14 protein-coding genes are annotated in these 17,954 nt (G+C 70.0%); 11 read left to right on the plus strand and 3 right to left on the minus strand.

The features are described 5' to 3' along the window. Positions 1-16 precede the first annotated feature (16 nt). The 11 genes from kduI to CHC05_RS19070 all read left to right on the plus strand — a co-directional run bounded on the left by kduI (position 17) and on the right by CHC05_RS19070 (position 13,742). Positions 17-826, plus strand: a complete 810-nt coding sequence (kduI, locus tag CHC05_RS19020) for a 5-dehydro-4-deoxy-D-glucuronate isomerase (RefSeq protein WP_245871071.1) — start codon at positions 17-19, stop codon at positions 824-826. Continuing rightward, a complete protein-coding gene (gene kduD / locus CHC05_RS19025) occupies positions 823-1,572 on the plus strand; it encodes a 2-dehydro-3-deoxy-D-gluconate 5-dehydrogenase KduD (protein WP_089250665.1) in 750 nt (249 codons plus the stop codon). The genes kduI and kduD overlap by 4 nt, the downstream gene beginning before the upstream one ends. Positions 1,573-1,612: 40 nt before the next feature. Beyond that, on the plus strand, positions 1,613-2,704 hold the full coding sequence (locus tag CHC05_RS19030) for a sugar ABC transporter substrate-binding protein (RefSeq protein WP_089250667.1): 1,092 nt from the start codon (positions 1,613-1,615) through the stop codon (positions 2,702-2,704). 2 nt (positions 2,705-2,706) lie between these two features. Further along, positions 2,707-3,702, plus strand: coding sequence for an ABC transporter permease (locus tag CHC05_RS19035; protein WP_089250669.1), 996 nt, complete (start codon positions 2,707-2,709; stop codon positions 3,700-3,702). Then, on the plus strand, positions 3,699-5,210 hold the full coding sequence (locus CHC05_RS19040) for a sugar ABC transporter ATP-binding protein (RefSeq protein ID WP_218824591.1): 1,512 nt from the start codon (positions 3,699-3,701) through the stop codon (positions 5,208-5,210). Before CHC05_RS19035 ends, CHC05_RS19040 begins: the two co-directional genes overlap by 4 nt. After that, positions 5,207-6,163, plus strand: coding sequence for an ABC transporter permease (locus tag CHC05_RS19045; protein WP_218824592.1), 957 nt, complete (start codon positions 5,207-5,209; stop codon positions 6,161-6,163). The genes CHC05_RS19040 and CHC05_RS19045 overlap by 4 nt, the downstream gene beginning before the upstream one ends. Positions 6,164-6,182: 19 nt before the next feature. Further along, the gene (locus CHC05_RS19050) at positions 6,183-7,655 is read left to right on the plus strand and encodes an aldehyde dehydrogenase family protein (protein ID WP_089250675.1); all 1,473 of its coding nucleotides are present in this window, start codon (positions 6,183-6,185) and stop codon (positions 7,653-7,655) included. Between the two features lie 147 nt (positions 7,656-7,802). After that, the gene (locus tag CHC05_RS43065) at positions 7,803-12,041 is read left to right on the plus strand and encodes a LamG-like jellyroll fold domain-containing protein (RefSeq protein ID WP_089250677.1); all 4,239 of its coding nucleotides are present in this window, start codon (positions 7,803-7,805) and stop codon (positions 12,039-12,041) included. A 178-nt stretch (positions 12,042-12,219) separates the two neighbouring features. Further along, positions 12,220-12,618: a GNAT family N-acetyltransferase gene (locus tag CHC05_RS19060; RefSeq protein WP_218824593.1), complete on the plus strand. Its 399-nt coding sequence runs from the start codon at positions 12,220-12,222 to the stop codon at positions 12,616-12,618. Between the two features lie 519 nt (positions 12,619-13,137). Beyond that, entirely contained in the window at positions 13,138-13,410 is a 273-nt protein-coding gene (locus CHC05_RS19065) for a hypothetical protein (protein ID WP_089251047.1), read from the plus strand. Then, on the plus strand, positions 13,407-13,742 hold the full coding sequence (locus CHC05_RS19070) for a hypothetical protein (protein ID WP_089250679.1): 336 nt from the start codon (positions 13,407-13,409) through the stop codon (positions 13,740-13,742). The genes CHC05_RS19065 and CHC05_RS19070 overlap by 4 nt, the downstream gene beginning before the upstream one ends. A gap of 295 nt (positions 13,743-14,037) precedes the next feature. On the opposite strand, the gene CHC05_RS19075 is transcribed toward CHC05_RS19070, so the two are convergent. The 3 genes from CHC05_RS19075 to CHC05_RS19085 are packed head-to-tail and all read right to left on the minus strand — an operon-like array spanning position 14,038 to position 17,878. Further along, positions 14,038-16,101, minus strand: a complete 2,064-nt coding sequence (locus CHC05_RS19075) for a PLAT/LH2 domain-containing protein (RefSeq protein WP_089250681.1) — start codon at positions 16,099-16,101, stop codon at positions 14,038-14,040. Between the two features lie 12 nt (positions 16,102-16,113). Continuing rightward, on the minus strand, positions 16,114-17,112 hold the full coding sequence (locus CHC05_RS19080; RefSeq protein ID WP_089250683.1) for a hypothetical protein: 999 nt from the start codon (positions 17,110-17,112) through the stop codon (positions 16,114-16,116). Position 17,113: 1 nt separating this feature from the next. Continuing rightward, positions 17,114-17,878, minus strand: a complete 765-nt coding sequence (locus CHC05_RS19085; protein ID WP_089250685.1) for a hypothetical protein — start codon at positions 17,876-17,878, stop codon at positions 17,114-17,116. Positions 17,879-17,954: the final 76 nt, after the last annotated feature.

The following is a 17,954-nucleotide window of genomic DNA, read 5'->3' on the forward strand; positions in this document are numbered from 1 at the left end:
AGCGAAGTTGATCGAAGTGAGGTACTCCGCATCGCCGTCCGCCGTGGAGACGGCGACGAATGCCGACCTGCGAAAGAACTTCCTCGTGGAGCAGCTGTTCGCCACCGGCGAGGTCCGGGGGGTGTACACCCACGACGACCGGCTGGTCATCGGCGCCGCGGTGCCCGGCACCGACCAGCTCGAGCTGCCGGCCTGGGACGACGTGCTCGGCGCGACCTCGCACCTGGCCCGCCGCGAGCTCGGCATCATCAACGTCGGCCAGCCCGGCCACGTGCTGGTCAACAACGAGAAGTTCGAGCTGCGCCACCTCGACGGCCTGTTCGTCGGCCGCGGCAACGAGGTCACCTTCGCCGGTCCCGACGCGCAGTTCTACTTCGTCAGCGCCCCCGCGCACGCCACCTACCCGACGACCCTGCTGAGCCGGGCGTCGATCGAGCCGGTCAAGCTCGGCACACCGCAGGGCGCCAACGAACGCAGCCTCTACCGGTACGCCTGGGGTCAGGAGCTCCAGACCGCGGTGCTGCAGTTCGGCGTCACCGTCATCGCCGACGGCTCGGTCTGGAACACCCTCCCGCCGCACCTGCACGACCGGCGCACCGAGGTCTACCTCTACGTCGACCTCGACGAGAAGGAACGCGTCTTCCACCTGATGGGCCAGCCCGGCGCCGCCCGCCACCTGGTCGTGCGCAACCGCGAGGCGGTCATCTCACCGCCGTGGTCCATCCACTCCGGAGTCGGCACCGGCTCGTACGCGTTCATCTGGGCGATGGGCGGCGAGAACAACGACTACACCGACCTGACCCCGGTCGCGCTGGAGGAGTTGTGAGCGACCCGTTCGACCTGCACGGCCGCCGCGCCCTGGTCACCGGCGCCGGCCGCGGCCTCGGGCACGCCATCGCGGTCGGACTCGCCCGAGCCGGAGCCGACCTGGTCCTGCTCGGCCGCAAAGGAAGCCAAGAGCAGACCCGAGACGAGATCACAGACCTCGGCCGCGATGTACGGGTCGTCGACCTCGACGTCAGCGACCACGACGCCATAGAACGGGTCGCCGACGAGGTGACCGAAAGCGTCGACATCCTGGTCAACAACGCCGGCGTCATCGACCGCGCCGACGCCGCCGACGTCACCCGCCAGGCCTGGCACCGCGTCGTCGACGTCAACCTCCACGCCGCGTTCTTCCTCTGCCAGGAGTTCGGCCGCCCGATGGCAGAACGCGGCCACGGGAAAATCGTCAACGTCGCCAGCCTGCTCTCCTTCCAGGGCGGCATCCGCGTCGCCGCCTACACCGCCAGCAAGCACGCCGTCGCCGGCATCACCAAAGCGTTGGCCAACGAGTGGGGTCCGCGCGGCGTCCAGGTCAACGCCATCGCACCCGGCTACATGGCCACCGACAACACCACCGCGCTGCGCGCCGACCCCGACCGGTCCCGCGCCATCCTCGAGCGCATCCCCGCCGGCCGCTGGGGGACCGCCGCCGACATCGCCGGCGCGGCCGTCTTCCTGAGCTCCGCCGCCGCCGACTACGTCAACGGCCACGTCCTGGTCGTCGACGGGGGGTGGCTGGCCCGCTGACCCCGCACTATCGTCCCCTACGAAGAATTGAGGATCGACCATGAATGTCACCCCTCGTTCCGCCGCCGCCATCCTGAGCCTGTCGCTGGCCGCCGCCGTCCTCGCCGGTTGCAGCGAGCAGGCCGGCGGAGGCAACGGCACCGCGGCCGCCGGAGAAGCAACCTGCGAGCCGTCCAAGGTCCGGCTGGTCGGCCAGGTCCGCAACGAGTCGAACCCGTACGAGGCCTCGTGGCTGGCCGGCGGCGACGAGTTCGCCAAGTCCGTCGGCCTGACCCAGGAACGCCTCACGTACGACGGTGACTCCACCAAGCAGCAGGAGCAGATCAGCCAGATCCTCGCCGGCGACACCAAGTGCCTGGTCATGAACGTGCTCCCCAACGGCGACTCGGACACCCCGCCGATCGTCAAGGGCGCCGACCAGGCCGGCGCGTACCTGGTCACGCAGTGGAACAAGCCCGCCGACCTCAAGCCCGCCGACTACAAGACCTGGCTGAGCCACATCACCTACAACGGCGTCGAGTCCGGCCAGCAGATCGGCGACGCGCTCGCCACCGCGATCGGCGGCACCGGCGGCATCATCGCCCTGCAGGGTGTGCTCGACACCGCCGCCGCCAAGGACCGGTTCGTCGGCCTGCAGAACTCCCTCAAGAAGAACCCCGGCGTCACCCTGCTCGACCAGCAGGCCGCCAACTTCTCCCGCGCCGAGGCGCTCACCGTCACCAAGACCCTGCTGACCAAGCACGGCGACCACGTCAAGGGCATCTGGGCCGCCAACGACGACATGGCCCTCGGCGCCCTCGAAGCGCTGCAGCAGGCGGGCAAGGCCGGCAAGGTCGCGGTCGTCGGCATCGACGCCGTCCCCGACGCCGTCACCGCCGTCAAGAACGGCACCATGACCGCCACCGTCTCCAGCGACGGCTCGTGGCAGGGCGGCATCGGCCTGGCGATCGGCTTCTGCGCCGCCACCGGCAAGCTCAAGGTCGAGGACATCGCCGCCGCCAACCGGGCGTTCTTCGCCGAGCAGTTCCTCATCACCAAGGACAACGCCGGCGAGTTCGCGGCGCCGAAGACGAACCCGGCCGACTTCGAGTGCGGCAACGTCTTCAACCGTGTGGCCGGGCCCCTGACGTGACCATGACGTCCGAGGTCGTCACCGCGCCTCGCCGCCAGTCCCGGCGAGGCGCGGCGTTCCGCGACGCCGGCCCACCGGTCGCGCTGATCGTCATCTTCGCGATCTTCTCGGCCCTGAGCCCGCAGTTCCGCAGCACCGACAACGTCCAGAACATCGTCGACGCGGCCGCCGTGCTCGCCGTCGTCACCTGCGGCATCACGTTCGTGCTGATGATGGGCTCGATCGACCTGTCCGCGGCCGGCGTGATGGGCGCCTGCGCCCTGACCGTGTCGCTGCTGGTGGCCAACAATCGCAACGACAACGGCTTCGGGCTGCTCGGCATCGCGGTCGCCGTCCTGCTCGGCTGCGCGTTCGGCGCCCTGAGCGGCCTGGCCCTAGTGCTGCTGAAGGTGCCCTCGTTCATGGCCACCCTCGGGATGTCGGCCGTCGGGCTCGGCGTCGCCACCCTGATGTTCGCCGGCGTGCAGCCCAACATCACCGACACGATGGTCAAGGGCCTGGCGATCGAGCGGTTCCTCGGGTTCTCGTACCTCACCTGGATCGCCGCCGTCTGTGTCCTGCTCGGCTGGCTGATCCAGCGCTACACCCGCCTCGGCCGCTACGCCTACGCCATCGGCGGCGCCGAGGAGGTCCTCGCGCTCTCCGGCGTCAAGGTCAAGCCGTACAAGGTCGCGGTCTTCGCCCTCGCCGGCGCCTTCTACGGCCTCGGCGGCGTCATGGTGACCAGCCAGCTCGGCGCCGGCCTCGTCCAGGCCGGCGACGGCTACGACTTCTCCGCCATCACCGCCGCTGTCGTCGGCGGCACCCTGCTCACCGGCGGACGCGGCGGCATCCCGCACTCCGCCGTCGGCGTCCTGCTCGTCATGGTCCTCACCAACGGCCTCGTCCAGGTCGGCGTCAGCCCGTACTGGCAGGGCGGGGTCGAGGGCCTGATCGTGGTCGCCGCCGTCGCCGCGGCCGTCATCCCCCAACGTCGACGAAACCAGGTGGTCAAGTGAACGCCTTGGAGGTACGCGGCCTCGTCAAGCACTACCCGGGCGTCACAGCCCTCGACGGCGTCGACCTCGCGGTGAGACCCAACGAAGTCCTCGGCCTGGCAGGGGAGAACGGCGCCGGCAAGTCCACATTGCTCAAAGCCCTCGTCGGCCTCGTCACCCCCGACGCCGGTACGATCCACGTGCGCGGCGAGCAGGTCAAGCTGCGCAGCGTCGTCGACGCCGCCAACCACGGCATCGGGATGGTCTTCCAGGAACAGTCCCTGGTGCCCAACCTGACCGCCGCCGAGAACATCGTGCTCGGCAGCGAAGGCCCCGCCGTGCGCCGGGGCATCTACCGCTGGGACGTCATGCGCCGCCTCGCCCAGGAGCAGCTCGACAAGATCGGCTCACCGATCGACCCGCTCGCGCGCACCGACTCGCTCTCCTTCGCCGACCGGCAGATGGTCGAGATCGCCAAGGTGCTGCGGATCGAGGAGCGCAGCCAGCACCCGCCGGTCGTCATCCTGGACGAGCCGACCTCGGTCCTGGAGTCCAAGGAGATCGAGACGCTGTTCGCGCAGATCCGAAGGCTGCGTGAGTTCGCCACCGTCATCTTCGTCTCCCACCGGCTCGACGAGGTGCTCGACGTCTGCGACCGGGTGTGCGTCCTGCGCGGCGGAAAGTCCGTCGGGGAGGTCGCCGCGGCCGGGGCGGTCCCGCGCGAACTGCACCGGATGATGATCGGGTCCACCGGATCCGACGACCACTACCACGGCAGCGCCGCCACCACGGTCGTCGAAGAGCAGCCCCGGCTGTCCGTACGCGGGCTGTCCGGTGCTTCATTCCATGACATCAGCTTCGACGTCGCACCCGGTGAGATCGTCGGGATCGTCGGCGTCCACGGCTCCGGCCGCGAAGACGTCTGCCGCGCCCTGTTCGGCGCCGAACCGACCACCGCCGGCGAGATCCGGATGGACGGCACGAGGATCGACCTGCCCAGCACCCGGGCCGCCTGCGCCGCCGGCATCGGCTACGTGCCCGCCGAACGCAAGACCGAGGGCATGGTCGGCGCCCTGTCCGTCGCCGAGAACATGACCCTGGCCAAACAGCAGGCCCGCTGCGCCGGACCGTTCGTGGCGCCCAAGAAGCAGGCCACCCTCGTCGACTCGTGGATCCGCCGGCTCTCCATCCGCACCCCGGGCCGCGACACCCCGATCCAGCGCCTGTCAGGCGGCAACCAGCAGAAGGTGATCCTGGCCCGCTGGCTGGTCGCCGGCGACATCCGGCTGCTCCTGCTGGACCACCCGACCCGCGGCCTGGACGTCGGCGTCCGCTCCGAGGTGTACCGGCTGATGCGCGAGCTCGCCGCCACCGGAGTCGCCACCGTGTTGCTCGGCGACAGCCTCGAAGAGGCCGTCGGCATGGCCGACCGCATCCTGGTCATGAACGACGGCCGGGTCGCCACCGAGGTGCCCTGCCCCACCGGCGCCAAGCCGACCCCACTGGACCTGGTCAAGGAGATGGTGTGAGCACCGCCGTCGCAATGAAGCCCGCCCAGCGGCTCACCGGGTTCATGCCGCTGATCGCCCTGGCGGCCCTCGTCGCCGCCCTCACCATCGCCGACCCGGACTTCCTGACCCAGCGCAGCCTGATCGCGGTGGCACGCACCGCCGCCCCGCTGATCGTGCTGGCCGCCGGGGCGACGCTGGTCGTGCTCTGCGGCGGCATCGACCTGTCCATCGCCGCGCTGGCGTCGCTGTCGACCGTCTTCCTGGCCCTGTGGCTGCCGAACCTCGGTGGCCTGGCCACCCCGGCGGTCATCGCGGTCGCGGCGGCGATCGGCGCGGTGCAGGGCGTCGCGCACGTGCTGCTGCGGATCCCGTCGTTCATCGTCACCCTGGGCGGCATGGCCATCCTGTCCGCGGTCGCCCTCGTGGTCTCCGGCGCCGGCACGGTGCGGGTCGTCGACGACTCGCCGGTCCACTGGCTCGACCTGTATCTCGGCGGCTACGTGCCGATGTCCGCCGCCACGGCCCTGATCGTCGTCGCCGTGATCGCCGTGGTCCTGCGCGTCACCCCGCTGCGGAGCTGGATCTCCGCCACCGGCTACTCCGAGTCGGCCGCGCGGCTCGCCGGTACACCCGTCGACCTGGTCAAGATCGGCGCGTTCTGCGTCTCGGGTGCCTGCGCCGGCCTCGCCGCCGTCATGCTGGTCTCGCGGCAGTTCAGCGGCGGCCCCACGATGGCCGACAACCTGCTGCTGCCGGCGGTCGCGGCGATCGTGGTCGGCGGCACCGCCATCACCGGCGGCCACGGCAGCGTGTGGCGCAGCCTCGCCGGCGCGCTCGTCGTGACCCTGCTGCGGGTGGGCCTGCCGATCGTCGGCGTGCCCTCGGCGTACGAGCAGATCCTGTACGGCGCCATCATCGTCGTCGCGGTCGCGCTCACCCTGGACCGCTCGAAAGTGTCGATCGTCAAATGACCCTCTATGGAAGGCAACCATGACTCTCCTGCCCGCCGTCAGCGCGTTCCTGTCCTCGCCCAAGCAGCTGCTGATCGACGGTGAGTGGGTCGACGCGAAGGACGGCCGCACCTTCGCCACGATCAACCCGTCGACTGAGCAGGACCTGGTGCAGGTCGCGTACGCGTCGAGCGTCGACGTGGACCGGGCGGTCTCGGCGGCCCGCGCCGCGTTCGAGCCCTGGTCCCGGACGACCCCGCGCGAGCGCTCGCACCTGCTGTGGCGCATCGGCGACCTGGTCGACGCCCACGCCGACGAGTTCGCCCAACTGGAGGCCCTCGACAACGGCAAGCGGGTCGAGGCGGCCCGCGACGGCGACATCGCCATCGCCGCCGAGCTGTTCCGCTACTTCGCCGGCTGGGCGACGAAGATGGAGGGCACCTCCATCCCGATGTCCGTGCCGGGCCGCGAGTTCCACGCGTACACCCGCCGCGAGCCGGTCGGGGTCGTCGCCGGCATCGTGCCGTGGAACTTCCCGCTGCTGATGGCCTGCTTCAAGATCGTCCCGGCGATCACCGCGGGCAACACCGTCATCCTCAAGCCGGCCGAGCAGACGCCGCTGACCGCGCTGCGCCTCGGCCAGCTGCTGCTGGAGGCGGGCGTGCCGGCCGGCGTCGTCAACGTGCTGCCCGGCTTCGGCGACACCGGCGCCGCCCTGGTCGAGCACCACGGTGTCGACAAGGTCGCCTTCACCGGCAGCACCGAGGTCGGCAAGAAGATCGCCGCGGCGGCCGCCGGGAACCTGAAGAAGGTCTCCCTCGAGCTGGGGGGCAAGGCCCCCAACATCATCTTCAACGACGCGGACATCGAGGCGGCGATCGCCGGCGCGGTGCTGGGCGGCTACTTCAACGAGGGGCAGTGCTGCGTCAACGGCTCGCGCCTGTACGTGCAGCGCGGCGTCTTCGACGAGGTCGTCGCGGGGGTGGCCGCAGCCGCCGCCGCGATCAAGGTGGGCGACGGCTTCGACCCCACCTCGCAGATGGGTCCGCTGGTCTCGCAGGAGCAGCACGAGAAGGTGCTCGGCTACATCCGCGGCGCGGTCCGCGACGGCGCCGTGCTGACCGCCGGAAGCGCCGACCGGGTGGGGGAGCGCGGCTTCTTCGTGCAGCCGACGCTGATCACCGGCGTCCACGAGGAGATGGCGGTGCAGACCGACGAGATCTTCGGCCCGGTGGTGACCGCGATCCCGTTCGACACCGAGGACGAGGTCGTCGCGGCCGCGAACAACACGGTGTATGGCCTCGCGGCGGGCGTCTGGTCGACCAACATCGGCACGGCGCACCGGGTCGGCGCCCGGCTGCGGGCCGGCACGGTGTGGCTGAACACGTGGCACGCCGACGACGTCACCCTGCCGCGCGGTGGCTTCAAGCAGTCGGGGTGGGGCCGCGAGCTCGGCTCGTTCGGGTTGGACGACTACACCGAGCTGAAGACCGTCATCGCCGAGCTGCGATGACCATGATGGCGATCACGATTCACATATAGGAACCTGTCGCACTTAAGTTCAGAAATATAGACAGAGTTCTTCGCGTTGGGTTAACCTTCGGCCGGTGGCAGTGTCCGTCCTCACTGCCACGTCAGCCGAACCTCAAGGGGATCTCTGATGAAAGTGCCCCGCAGGTCTGCCCGTCCCCTCACCGCGGCCCTTGTGGCCCTGATGCTCGTGGCCGCCCCCGCCACGGCCAACGCCGTACCCCGGGCCGCCGCCCTCGTCGACGACGGCCGCCTCAACGTCCTGCTGTTCTACAAGCCCAACTTCCACGCCTCGAACGTGCAGGCCCGCCAGGCCGTGCGCGACCTGGCCGCCCAGCTCGGCACCCAGTACAACCAGCCCGTCGAGATCCAGGAGACCGACGACCCCGCGGTCTTCAACACCGCCAACCTCGCCGCACGCGACACCGTCGTCTTCGCCCAGACCGGCGGCGTGCTGTTCAACGCCGCCCAGCGCACCGCGCTGGAGTCCTACATCCGCGCCGGCGGCGGCTTCATGGGCCTGCACTACACCGGGTGGTCGGTCGGAGAGAGCGAGCACGACGTCAACCCGTTCTACGCCCGGCTCGTCGGCGCCGCCTCCGAAGGACACCCCGAGGACCCCGGCGTACGCCCGGGCCGCGTGTTCGTCCGGGACGCCGCCCACCCGCTCACCCAGGGCGTGACCGCCTCCCTGACCCGCAGCGACGAGTGGTACGACTGGGTGGTCAACCCGGCGCCCAACGTCCGGACCCTGATCGAGGCCGACGAGTCGTCGTACGGCGGCGGCCGCCAAGGCACCTCCCACCCCGTCACCTGGTGCCAGAAGATCGACTCCGGTCGGTCCTGGTACACCTCGATGGGCCACGAGGGCACCGCCTACTCCGAGTCCTACATGCGCGCCCAGATGAAGAACGGCCTCGCGTACGCCGCCGGGCTCCTGCCCGCCGACTGCACGCCGCCCGTCAAGGACCGGGCCGGCGCCTGGAGCGGCGTCACCCCGTGGCCGCTGGTGCCGATCAACATGTCGCTGACCTCCGACGGCAAGGTCCAGTCGTTCGGCAGCGTCGGCGGCTGGAGCACCGACACCACGCCGTACGACTGGACCGGCGACAGCTCGCTCACCCAGGGCGGCCAGATGGAGGTCGACATCTGGGACCCTGCCCAGCCGCGCAACCTCTCGAACCTGCGCGCGGGCATCCTGCCGAACACCACGTACACCGACCTGTTCTGCGCCATGCAGGTGCAGAACCCGCACGACCACTCCACGATGACCGTCGGCGGTGACGACGGCCTGGGCGGCAACGCCCCGAACGACGCCGCGATCGGCGTCACCAGCTACACGACCAACAACGGGCTGCAGAACAAGGCGCCCATGAACTACCCCCGGTGGTACCCGACCGGCACCACGATGCCCAACGGCGACATCGTCGTGCAGGGCGGCAGCCTGCGCGGCGGCCCGGGTGGCCCCGGTGTGCTCACCCCGGAGATCTACACGCCGCAGTCGGGCTCCGGCTGGAAGACGCTCGACGGCGCCCGCAGCCCCGCCGCGTACGGCGACGGCGGCTCCGACCACGCCGGGCAGGACGAGAACCGTTGGTGGTACCCGCGGGCGTTCGTCGCCCCCGGCAGCGGAACCCTGTTCAACATCACCGGCACGCAGATGTACGAGCTCAACCCCGCCGGCACCGGCGCCATCACGCTGCGGGGCACGCTGCCCGCCGCGATCGCCAACCAGGGCGCCAACGGCAACCCGGTCGGTGCCACCTCCACCGCCACCATGTACCGCCCGGGCAAGATCCTGCAGGTCGGCGGCGGCTGGTGGGGCAACGGCGGCGGCCCCGACGGCGCCCGCGCCGGCTTCACCGTCGACATCACCGGCGGCACCGCCAGCCCGGTCATCACCGCGACCCGGCCGATGAAGTACCAGCGCCACTGGGCGACCTCGACGCTCCTGCCCGACGGCGACGTGCTCGTCACCGGCGGCGGCCGCGAGAACAACGGCAACGGTGGGTACGTCACCAACGCCGAGATCTGGGACCCGGACGCCGGGAACTGGACCGAGGTCGCCGTGCCGTACGAGCACGCCCGGCTCTACCACTCCACGGCGCTGTTGCTGCCCGACGGTCGCGTGATGATGGGCGGCGGCGGCACCCCCGGCCCGCGCAACTACACCGACGTCGAGTACTACTCGCCGACGTACCTCTTCAACGGCGACCAGCTCGCCCCGCGCCCGGCGATCACCACCGCGCCGGCCACCATCGGCTACAACGGCACGTTCCCGATCACCGCGTCCGGCACCGTCTCGCGGGTCACCCTGGTCCGCAACGGCTCGGTCACGCACGGCTTCAACAACGACCAGAACTTCCAGGACCTGGCGTTCAGCCAGTCCGGCAGCACCGTGACTATCACCGCACCGGTCAACGGCAACTACGCGCCTCCCGGCTCGTACATGCTGTTCGTCTGGGATTCTGCTGGCACCCCGTCGGTTGCGAAGATCATCAAGATCGACCCGGCGGTCAAGCTGACCCAGCTCAACCCGCGGGTCGTCGACCAGTTCGAGTACCCGCGCCTGCCCGCGGAATGGCGCACCGCGAACCCGCCCGCGACCGTCGACGTGCCCGCCGGCAACACCCGGATGTCACCGTGGACGGTCGACAGCCAGGTCCAGCTCGTCCGCGGCACCGTCTCCGGCCAGGGCGGCCTCGGGCTCACCGGCTACCAGCTCGGCCTCGGCAGCGCCGGCAACATCCGGCGTACGCTCAGCTCGCTGACACCGGGGACCACGTACCGCGTGTCGTTGCGGTATGCCCGGGACAGCCGAGTCTCGGGGACCGGTGCGGCGAGCGCGAACCTGACGGTCGCCAACCTCAACGCCACCCTCATCGCGACGACGGCCCTGCCGTCGACGGGCGCCTACGGCACGTACGTCGGCACCTTCACGGCTGCGACGGCCACGCAGACGCTCACCCTGCGCGGCACCGGCGGCGCCATGATGATCGACGACCTGGTCGTCGGCGACGACGCGCCGCCGACACCCGTCGGTGTCCCGGCCCGCTACGAGTTCGAGGAGGGCACGGGCACCACGGCCGCCAACACCGGCGGCGCGGGCGGGCCGGGCGCCGCCATCCTGACCGGCACCACCGGCTGGTCGACCAACGGCGTCATCGGCAAGGCGGTCAACCTGCCCGGCGGCAGCACCGCTAACGCGGTGGACCTGCCCGACAACCTGTTGCAGAACGCGGCGAACTTCACCACCGCGCTCTGGGTGCGCCCCGACACCAAGAGCAACTGGACCGGCCTGTTCCACATTGGAGACGGGCTCGGCTCGGCCGGAAGCTACTTCCAGCTCCAGATGCAGACCCAGGCGTCCGGGAGCACCGGCCTGGCCGCGACGTTCAAGGCCAAGACCGGCCCCGAGGAACGCGTGTACGCGAGCCCCGCCCAGGACGTCGTCGCCAACCAGTGGAACCACGTGGCGTTCACCCGCCAGGGCTCGATCGGCACGCTGTACCTCAACGGCGTGGCGATCGCGAGCCGGTCCGACCTGACGGTCGACATGACCGGCATCGGCCCGACGGCCAACAACTGGCTGGGCCGCAACGGCTACGGCGACGCGGCCTTTGACGGCCTGATCGACGACGTACGCGTCTACACGTCCACATTGACCGGTACGGCCGTGGCGGCGATGTACAACGAGGGCAACGCGGTTCGGTACAGGTTCGACGAGAACACCGGCACCACCGCGGCGAACTCGGGCACGAAGACGTCTCTCGGCGCGGCCACGCTGCCGGCGACGGTGACCTGGGCCGGCGGCCAGAGCGGCAGCGCGGTGAACCTGCCGGGCGGCGCCGCGACCTCGGGCAACGAGGTCAGGCTGCCGAACAACATCCAGGCCGGCCTGACCAACCAGTTCACCGTGTCGTTCTGGGCGCGCCCGGACGCGCTCCCGAACTGGGTGCCGCTGCTGCAGATCGGCAGCAGCACCGACACGTTCTTCCTGCTGCAGTCGGCCACGAACGGCGGCACCACCGGTTTCGGGGCCACCTTCAAGGCGGCGGGAGTGGCGGCGCAGGAGCGCCTGCTGCTCGGCGCCGGCAGAGACCTGCCGCTGGGCCAGTGGACCCACGTGGTGTTCACGATGAACGGCTCGACCGCAAAGATCTACTTCAACGGAGTCCTGCAAGCCACCCGCTCCGACTTCCCGATCGGCATGGGCAACGTCGGCGTGGGCGGCACGACCACAGCCAACTTCCTCGGCGGAACGAGTTGGGGAGACCCGCGCTTCGACGGGTTGATCGACGACTTCCGCCTGTACGCCTACGAGCTCAGCGCAGACCACGTGACCCAGGTGTACGCGGGTCGCCGCTAGCCGACGAGCCGACGTGGGCCCCGGGAACGCCCCCGGGGCCCACGTCGCGTCGTGTCCACCCTTAGCCGCGGGAGCAGGTCGGTGTCCGAGAAGATCTGCGTGCTCGGGGTTTCTGTCCGCAAAAAAAAGCTGACCATCGATGGCTTCGTGTGAACGTAGTTCGTCGAGGTGGTGCAGGATGTCTCTGGTGATCGTTCGTGCTTCGTTGGCCGCCGTGGAGGTTCTCGAGGAAGCGATTCGGCGCTTCGTCGGAGTCGCCTCGGGCGCTGCCCGGTTTGTGCGGTCGCCGGGGACCGTCGCGTTCATCGCTGTGGACGGTCACGAGGTTCAGGGCTGGTGCTGGGGATATGTGTTGGCCAGGCCGGACGGGGCCAGCATGCTTTACCTGCACAACCTTGAGGTGGCCGAGTCCCATCGGCGCCGTGGTATCGGCCGTCGGCTGTTGCGCTCGTTCATGGAGGCTGGCGCGCAGCTCGGCGCTGGCAAGATGTTCCTCATTACAGGCGAAGGAAATGCGCCGCGCGCAGCCTCTACGAGTCGATGGGGGCAGGCTTGGCAGCCCAGGGTCCGACCGTGAACTACTGGTTCGTCTTGCCGCCGACTTCCTCCGGACCTGGTGACGCTTCTTCGGGAGAAGAGTCATCGAGCGGGTGACACGCGCTTGCGGAGCAGGGCGAAGCCGGCTCGACCATAGATTCGTCGTTGACCATGTGATTCGGGTTGGCGCTGCCCTCGACCGGTCCGGAGCCCAATGGCCGGACTGAGTCCAGCGGGTCACGGCGTCGAAACTAGTGGAGGCTGTTGGGGTGCCGGCAGATCCAACCAGTGATCTGCCGTCGACAACGATCTCGGCGTCGTCCGGAGGTCTGGCCACGAGCGGTGCATTGATGGGGCCAGGCCTCGTCTGGGTGTCGGGCTGTGCCTGCCAGCCAATACTCCGGTTGGGTATTGGGTGCTGTCGCCTCGGCGCAGATGATCAAGCTCCGGCATCGGCAACTTGAAGCCCCGCAGCGGTTGGGGGAGTCGCCTTCGGCTGGTGTTGGAGCCCGCACCGATGCGCCTTTCGCGGCGTATACGAATCGTATACACTGGGTTGGTGCCGTACCACTGGTTGGCCGTGACTCTGGCCGCGCTGCGGGGCGTTGAGCCTTATGAGGTGCTGCAGGCTTTGGGATCTGATCGACGGCTCCCTGTCTCTGCTGTCGGTCTAGGTCCCAAGGTGCTCGGAATATTCGCGCGGACCGGTGCGGGTCGTCCGCTGGTGGTGACGGTCCGGCGCGGCGACGGCTTCGACTGGTGGATTCTGGGCGCTCGCGACATGACTGACGATGAGTTCGCCACGTTTGAGGCATGGGAGGCAAACCAATGAACGACGAGCGTGAGATCCCGCACCGGGACCTAGCCGAGAGTGAGGAACTAGCCAATGCCGTCGCGGCCGGCGACGTTGCGTTCGACCTGTCGGCGCCGACGCCCGAGCTGCCGCCGCGACTCACTGATGAGCCAATGGTTGTCATCTCCGCGCGGGTACCAACCTCTACGTACGTTCGGATCCGCGACGAAGCAACTGCCCGCGGCGTTGCGCCTTCTGTTGTCGTCCGGGAGTGGTTGGAACTCCAGCAGGCCGATCGGGAGCCTGATCGAATGGTGCGGCTGGGCGACTTGCGGCGAGCCATCGCACATCTTGAGGACGCAGCCGCGTAGACGCGGCATTGGCTTTGTGGCGATCGCGGTGGCGCCAGGCGGCTGTGTCGATCTTGGGATTCTGAGTGGTGGTATCGCTGCGGCGGTGCGCCTCGACCATGTGACCCACCAAGAGATGCCTGCGAGCGAACTGTGAGTGTTGAGATCGACGGTGCGGCGGTCGTTACGCCTCATGTCTCGGCGCCCTTCCGGTGATGACCGTTTCCCTCCGGCATCGAACTCCGCCAGCCGAAGCGGTTGCTCGATCGCCGGCATGCACCTGGGAGCCGAATGCAAGCCACGTCGTTAGCGCACGTCAGATGGTGTCGCTCCAGGTGCGGGTGTTGTCCTCCAGCCACCGGTCGATCGACGGGTTGTCGTAGATCGAGGTGCCGTTCGCGACGATTCTGACGCCCGCCAAACGCCAGCCGCCGTTCGAGCCGTCCGGGGACTTGTCGACGCGTACCGCGGTCAGGTCCCCCAGGCGTAGGCCCGGGCCCGGGTCCAGAACGAAGGTGTCGGTGTTGCCGCGTTCGAAGTCGTCGCGGCCCGGGTTGTCCAGGTCCCAGCTTCGGCCGCCCAGGGTGAGGGTGATGTCGTCGTCCGTGCCCGCCCAGGAGACGTCGCCGGTGGTGATGCGGACCTCGAGCTCGTTGACCAGGTCCGTGGCGGAGACGCAGCCGATCCAGACGCGGGTGTCGTCCTCGAGCCATCGGTCGATCGACGGCTGGTCGCAGACGAGGGTTCCCTCGTGCCAGAGCCGCAGGCCGGCCAGGCGCCACCCGCCGTTGCTCCCGTCCGGGCCCTTGCGGATCAACACCCGGCTGATGGCCTCGCGCGTGACGTCCGGCGCCCAGAGCGCGTAGCCCTCGCGGTTGTCGCGCTCGCGGTCGTCGTGGGAAGCGGTGTCCAGTTCGAACTCCCGGTCGCCGATGTCGAGCCAGACGTCGTCGTCCGTGCCGGCCCAGTCGACGTCGCCGGTGGTGAGCTCGACGAACAGGGTGGACCAGCCGATCTGGCCCCGCGTGTACGCGCAGATCCGGCGGTCGTTGCCGCCCATCATGCAGCTCTGCTGGGGTCGCGCGCACGAACCGCAGTTGCCGTTGGGGATCTGGTCGCAGCCGTGCAGCGAGTCGCATGTGGAGCATGGTGTGCCGCTGCCCGTGTACTCGTCGGCCGCGCCGAACAGGTGGGCCACCTCGTGCGCGGCGATGCGGTCGATGGAGGAGCGGCCCCAGTTTCCCCAGTCGTTGTGGTCGGCCAGGACCACTCGGCCGCTGCCGGCGTACGCGTGCCAGCAGTTCGCGTACGGCGTCACGAAGATGACCAGGGCGTGCGCGGAGTCGTTCGCCACCCGCATGTCCTCGCGATAGCGGCCGACCGACGCCCACTCCGCCGCGTACACCGTGCCGTTGAACGTGACCTGGCCCATCGCCGGGTCCCGCCAGCCCGCCTCCAGCGCGGTCGACACGCCGTCGTCGCCGCACACGTCCTCGTCGCCGTTGGGGGCGCCGATGCGGGTGAACTGCAGGTCGTACACCCACGACAGGTCACCGCCGGGATGCGCGGCGGCGAGCCAGTTCAGGCCGTCGAGGATCTCCTGGCAGACCTCGTCGCGCTCCGAGTCGTCGAACCGCGGGCCGTCCGGGTCGGCCGACTCGACGAAGACCAGGCCGACGGAGATCTCCCCGGTCATCTCCCAGCAGGTGGCCTCCGCCTGAAAGAACCGGTGCAGGAGGGCGGCGAGGAACTCCGGGTCGATGCGCAGGAACAGGCGGCGGTACGTCGGTCCGAGCCGCCACGCGATGCGGGCCAGATGGTAGGCGGCGGTGGGATCGTCGAGCCGCTCGGCCAGCAGCCGCTCGTAGCGCTGGAACGTCTGGCCGACGAACGGCTCGGGTCGGCCTCCCCGCTCCGGCTCGTCGGGCCGATCCGGAAAGGCCCGGCGCCCGGTCCGCTGCTCGTAGTCGGCCACGAACGCGTCGAGCTCGTCCTGCTCCACCGGGGAGTACGGCGCCGGGAAGTCCGACCGAGGATCGCCCCAGGACCGCCCTAGCCGGGTACGGTCCCGCCGCAGCTCCCGATATCCGGCGGTGAACCGGACGTTCCACTGGCGCACAACCGTCCGCTGTTCGTCGGTGAGGCGCTCGAGGTGCTCGGCCTTCATCGCGGTGCGCAACACGTCGGCGAAGGCACCCCGTACCCGGGCGATCTGCTCGGTGGTCGCGACGACCTCCACGGCGACGCGGCCGTACTGGGCGACGACCGTGATGCCCGCCTCGCGCAACTGCCGGGCGGCGTCGCGGCGCGCCGCTGTCGACGACTGGGCGAGCAGGAGCAGGTAGGGCGTAGCCCGCCGGTTGCCGACTGGTTCGGACATGGTCGCCGCCCTTCAGACCTGGTCCGGCGGCAAGCTCCGGAACCGGAACGTGTAGAGGTCGAAGTCGTCGTTGTCGAACGTCTCGTTGTCGTTGTCGGCCACGACGAGGTAGAGCACACCGGAGGGATGCACGACGATGCCTTCGATCTCGTCGCCGCGCCCCGGGAAGTCCCACTCCCGCCCAGGACCGAACCGCCGCCCGGTCAGGACGCTGTAGGCGTACACGAAGTTGTTCCAGGGGCCGTCGCCCAGCGACCGGGTGACGTACGCGCGCCCGTTGACGGAGAACGCGAAGCCCTGCACGCCCTGGGCCTCCGGCTCGCCGCCCGGTGTCCGCAGGAGAAGGTCGGCTAACGGGCGCCGCGGCATAAGAATCGGCCGACCCCAGTCGGCCGGCCGGGCGAGCCGGTCGCGGAACCCCGCCACGTCGTACGCCTCGAGCCGACCGGGCACGGTCACGCTCGGCACGTAGAGGAGCCCGTTCCACGGGTGGACGGCGCATCCGGACTCGCCTGAGGTGTCCGCGAGTCGCGCGCGACCGACGACGCGCAGGTCGGGGGAGAGGCCAAAAATCTGATGCGGTGGCTCGTGGCTCTCGTGGCGGATCGGCGCGTAGACGACGCCTCCGGCGTGCCCGAGGTCACCGATATGGTCGAACTCGTCGGGCAGCCCGGCCTCGTCCAGGAGATCGTCGATGTGGCGGCTGGCGCCGTGCACGACCCGGGTGGGCCCGAACGGGTCGGCGGCGACGATGCGGACGCCGCGGACGGTGAACTGGCTGGACAGCACCCAGCGTTCCCCGCCCACGTACGCGAGTCCCTGCGGATCCTCGACCTCGAACGACTCGAACGTGTGCGGGTCGTCCGGCTCCAGATCGGCGGTGGACGGGTCGGGCAGGTTCGCGGCCCGCAGCAGCTCCCGAAGCCCGGTCGGGCGCACGGGGAACGCGTCGCGGATGCCGCCCGATCCGTCGACGCCGAGGCGCCGCAGGCTCTGTTGCAACGAGAACATGTCAGTGCAGGGTGACCAGGATGGGGACGAGACCCGTCCCGGCCGACAGCGCGCCCAACGCCTTTCCCACCGTCGCACCGAACGCGCGCGCGGGATCGGTCGCCTTCATGGCGTGCCCCCGGGTCTGCGACGACGTCAGCAGGTCGCCGACGTCGATCGCGCCGTATCCGGCGTCGACCTTGCAGTAGGCCCGGCCGGTCAGCGCCAGCGCGGGTCGGCGGTCCGCCCCGTGACGGGCGCCCAGCACGACTCCCGGCCGCAGCCCGCCGGCGCCGGAGAGCACACCGGCGACCCGCCGGTCGTACCCTGCGGCGCACGGTTCGAGCAGGCCAGCCGGACCGATGGACATGACGTCTCCCGGCCCGGCCGGTAGGCGTCCATCCACATCGAACTCCTCGGCGCAGTCGCCGCCGAGCAGCCGGATGTCGCCGCTCGCACCGTCCAGGTGGATCGTCGGTTGGCCGTCGGACCCGAAGAGTCGCAGGTCCGCCTCCGCCCCGTTGCCGCCGAGGCTCGGACCCAGGTCGAGCAGGGAATGGGCGGCGTCGAACCGGAAGACCGTGACGCCCTCGAGGTTCGTGACGGTCACCAGTTGCCGGCCGCCATCGATGGCGATCCTCGTCTCGCCGTCGTCACCGCGCAGCCGGAGGTCGCCTTCGTTGCCAAGGCCGCCGATGTCGAGAACGGCGAACCGCGAGTCGAAGCGGAAGACCTCCCGGCCCTGCCCATCGACGACGGTGACGACCCCAGAGAACTGTTCGGACATGCCGACACACCTCCCGGCCCATTTGTCTCCTTCGCACGGTAGGCCTGGCGGTGCGTGGTGGGTGGACCCGTGTCGC

The sequence above is a fragment of the Asanoa hainanensis genome (assembly GCF_900188485.1).
In the GTDB taxonomy this organism is placed as follows: domain Bacteria; phylum Actinomycetota; class Actinomycetes; order Mycobacteriales; family Micromonosporaceae; genus Asanoa; species Asanoa hainanensis.

What these genes read in the sequence shown, in the direction of transcription:
- CHC05_RS19030 (WP_089250667.1), top strand. Translation starts at nt 1,613, where the DNA reads ATGAATGTCACCCCTCGTTCCGCCGCCGCCATCCTGAGCCTGTCGCTG.
- CHC05_RS19035 (WP_089250669.1), top strand. Translation starts at nt 2,707, where the DNA reads ATGACGTCCGAGGTCGTCACCGCGCCTCGCCGCCAGTCCCGGCGAGGC.
- CHC05_RS19050 (WP_089250675.1), top strand. Translation starts at nt 6,183, where the DNA reads ATGACTCTCCTGCCCGCCGTCAGCGCGTTCCTGTCCTCGCCCAAGCAG.
- CHC05_RS43065 (WP_089250677.1), top strand. Translation starts at nt 7,803, where the DNA reads ATGAAAGTGCCCCGCAGGTCTGCCCGTCCCCTCACCGCGGCCCTTGTG.
- CHC05_RS19060 (WP_218824593.1), top strand. Translation starts at nt 12,220, where the DNA reads ATGTCTCTGGTGATCGTTCGTGCTTCGTTGGCCGCCGTGGAGGTTCTC.
- CHC05_RS19070 (WP_089250679.1), top strand. Translation starts at nt 13,407, where the DNA reads ATGAACGACGAGCGTGAGATCCCGCACCGGGACCTAGCCGAGAGTGAG.
- CHC05_RS19075 (WP_089250681.1), bottom strand. Translation starts at nt 16,101, where the DNA reads ATGTCCGAACCAGTCGGCAACCGGCGGGCTACGCCCTACCTGCTCCTG.
- CHC05_RS19080 (WP_089250683.1), bottom strand. Translation starts at nt 17,112, where the DNA reads ATGTTCTCGTTGCAACAGAGCCTGCGGCGCCTCGGCGTCGACGGATCG.
- CHC05_RS19085 (WP_089250685.1), bottom strand. Translation starts at nt 17,878, where the DNA reads ATGTCCGAACAGTTCTCTGGGGTCGTCACCGTCGTCGATGGGCAGGGC.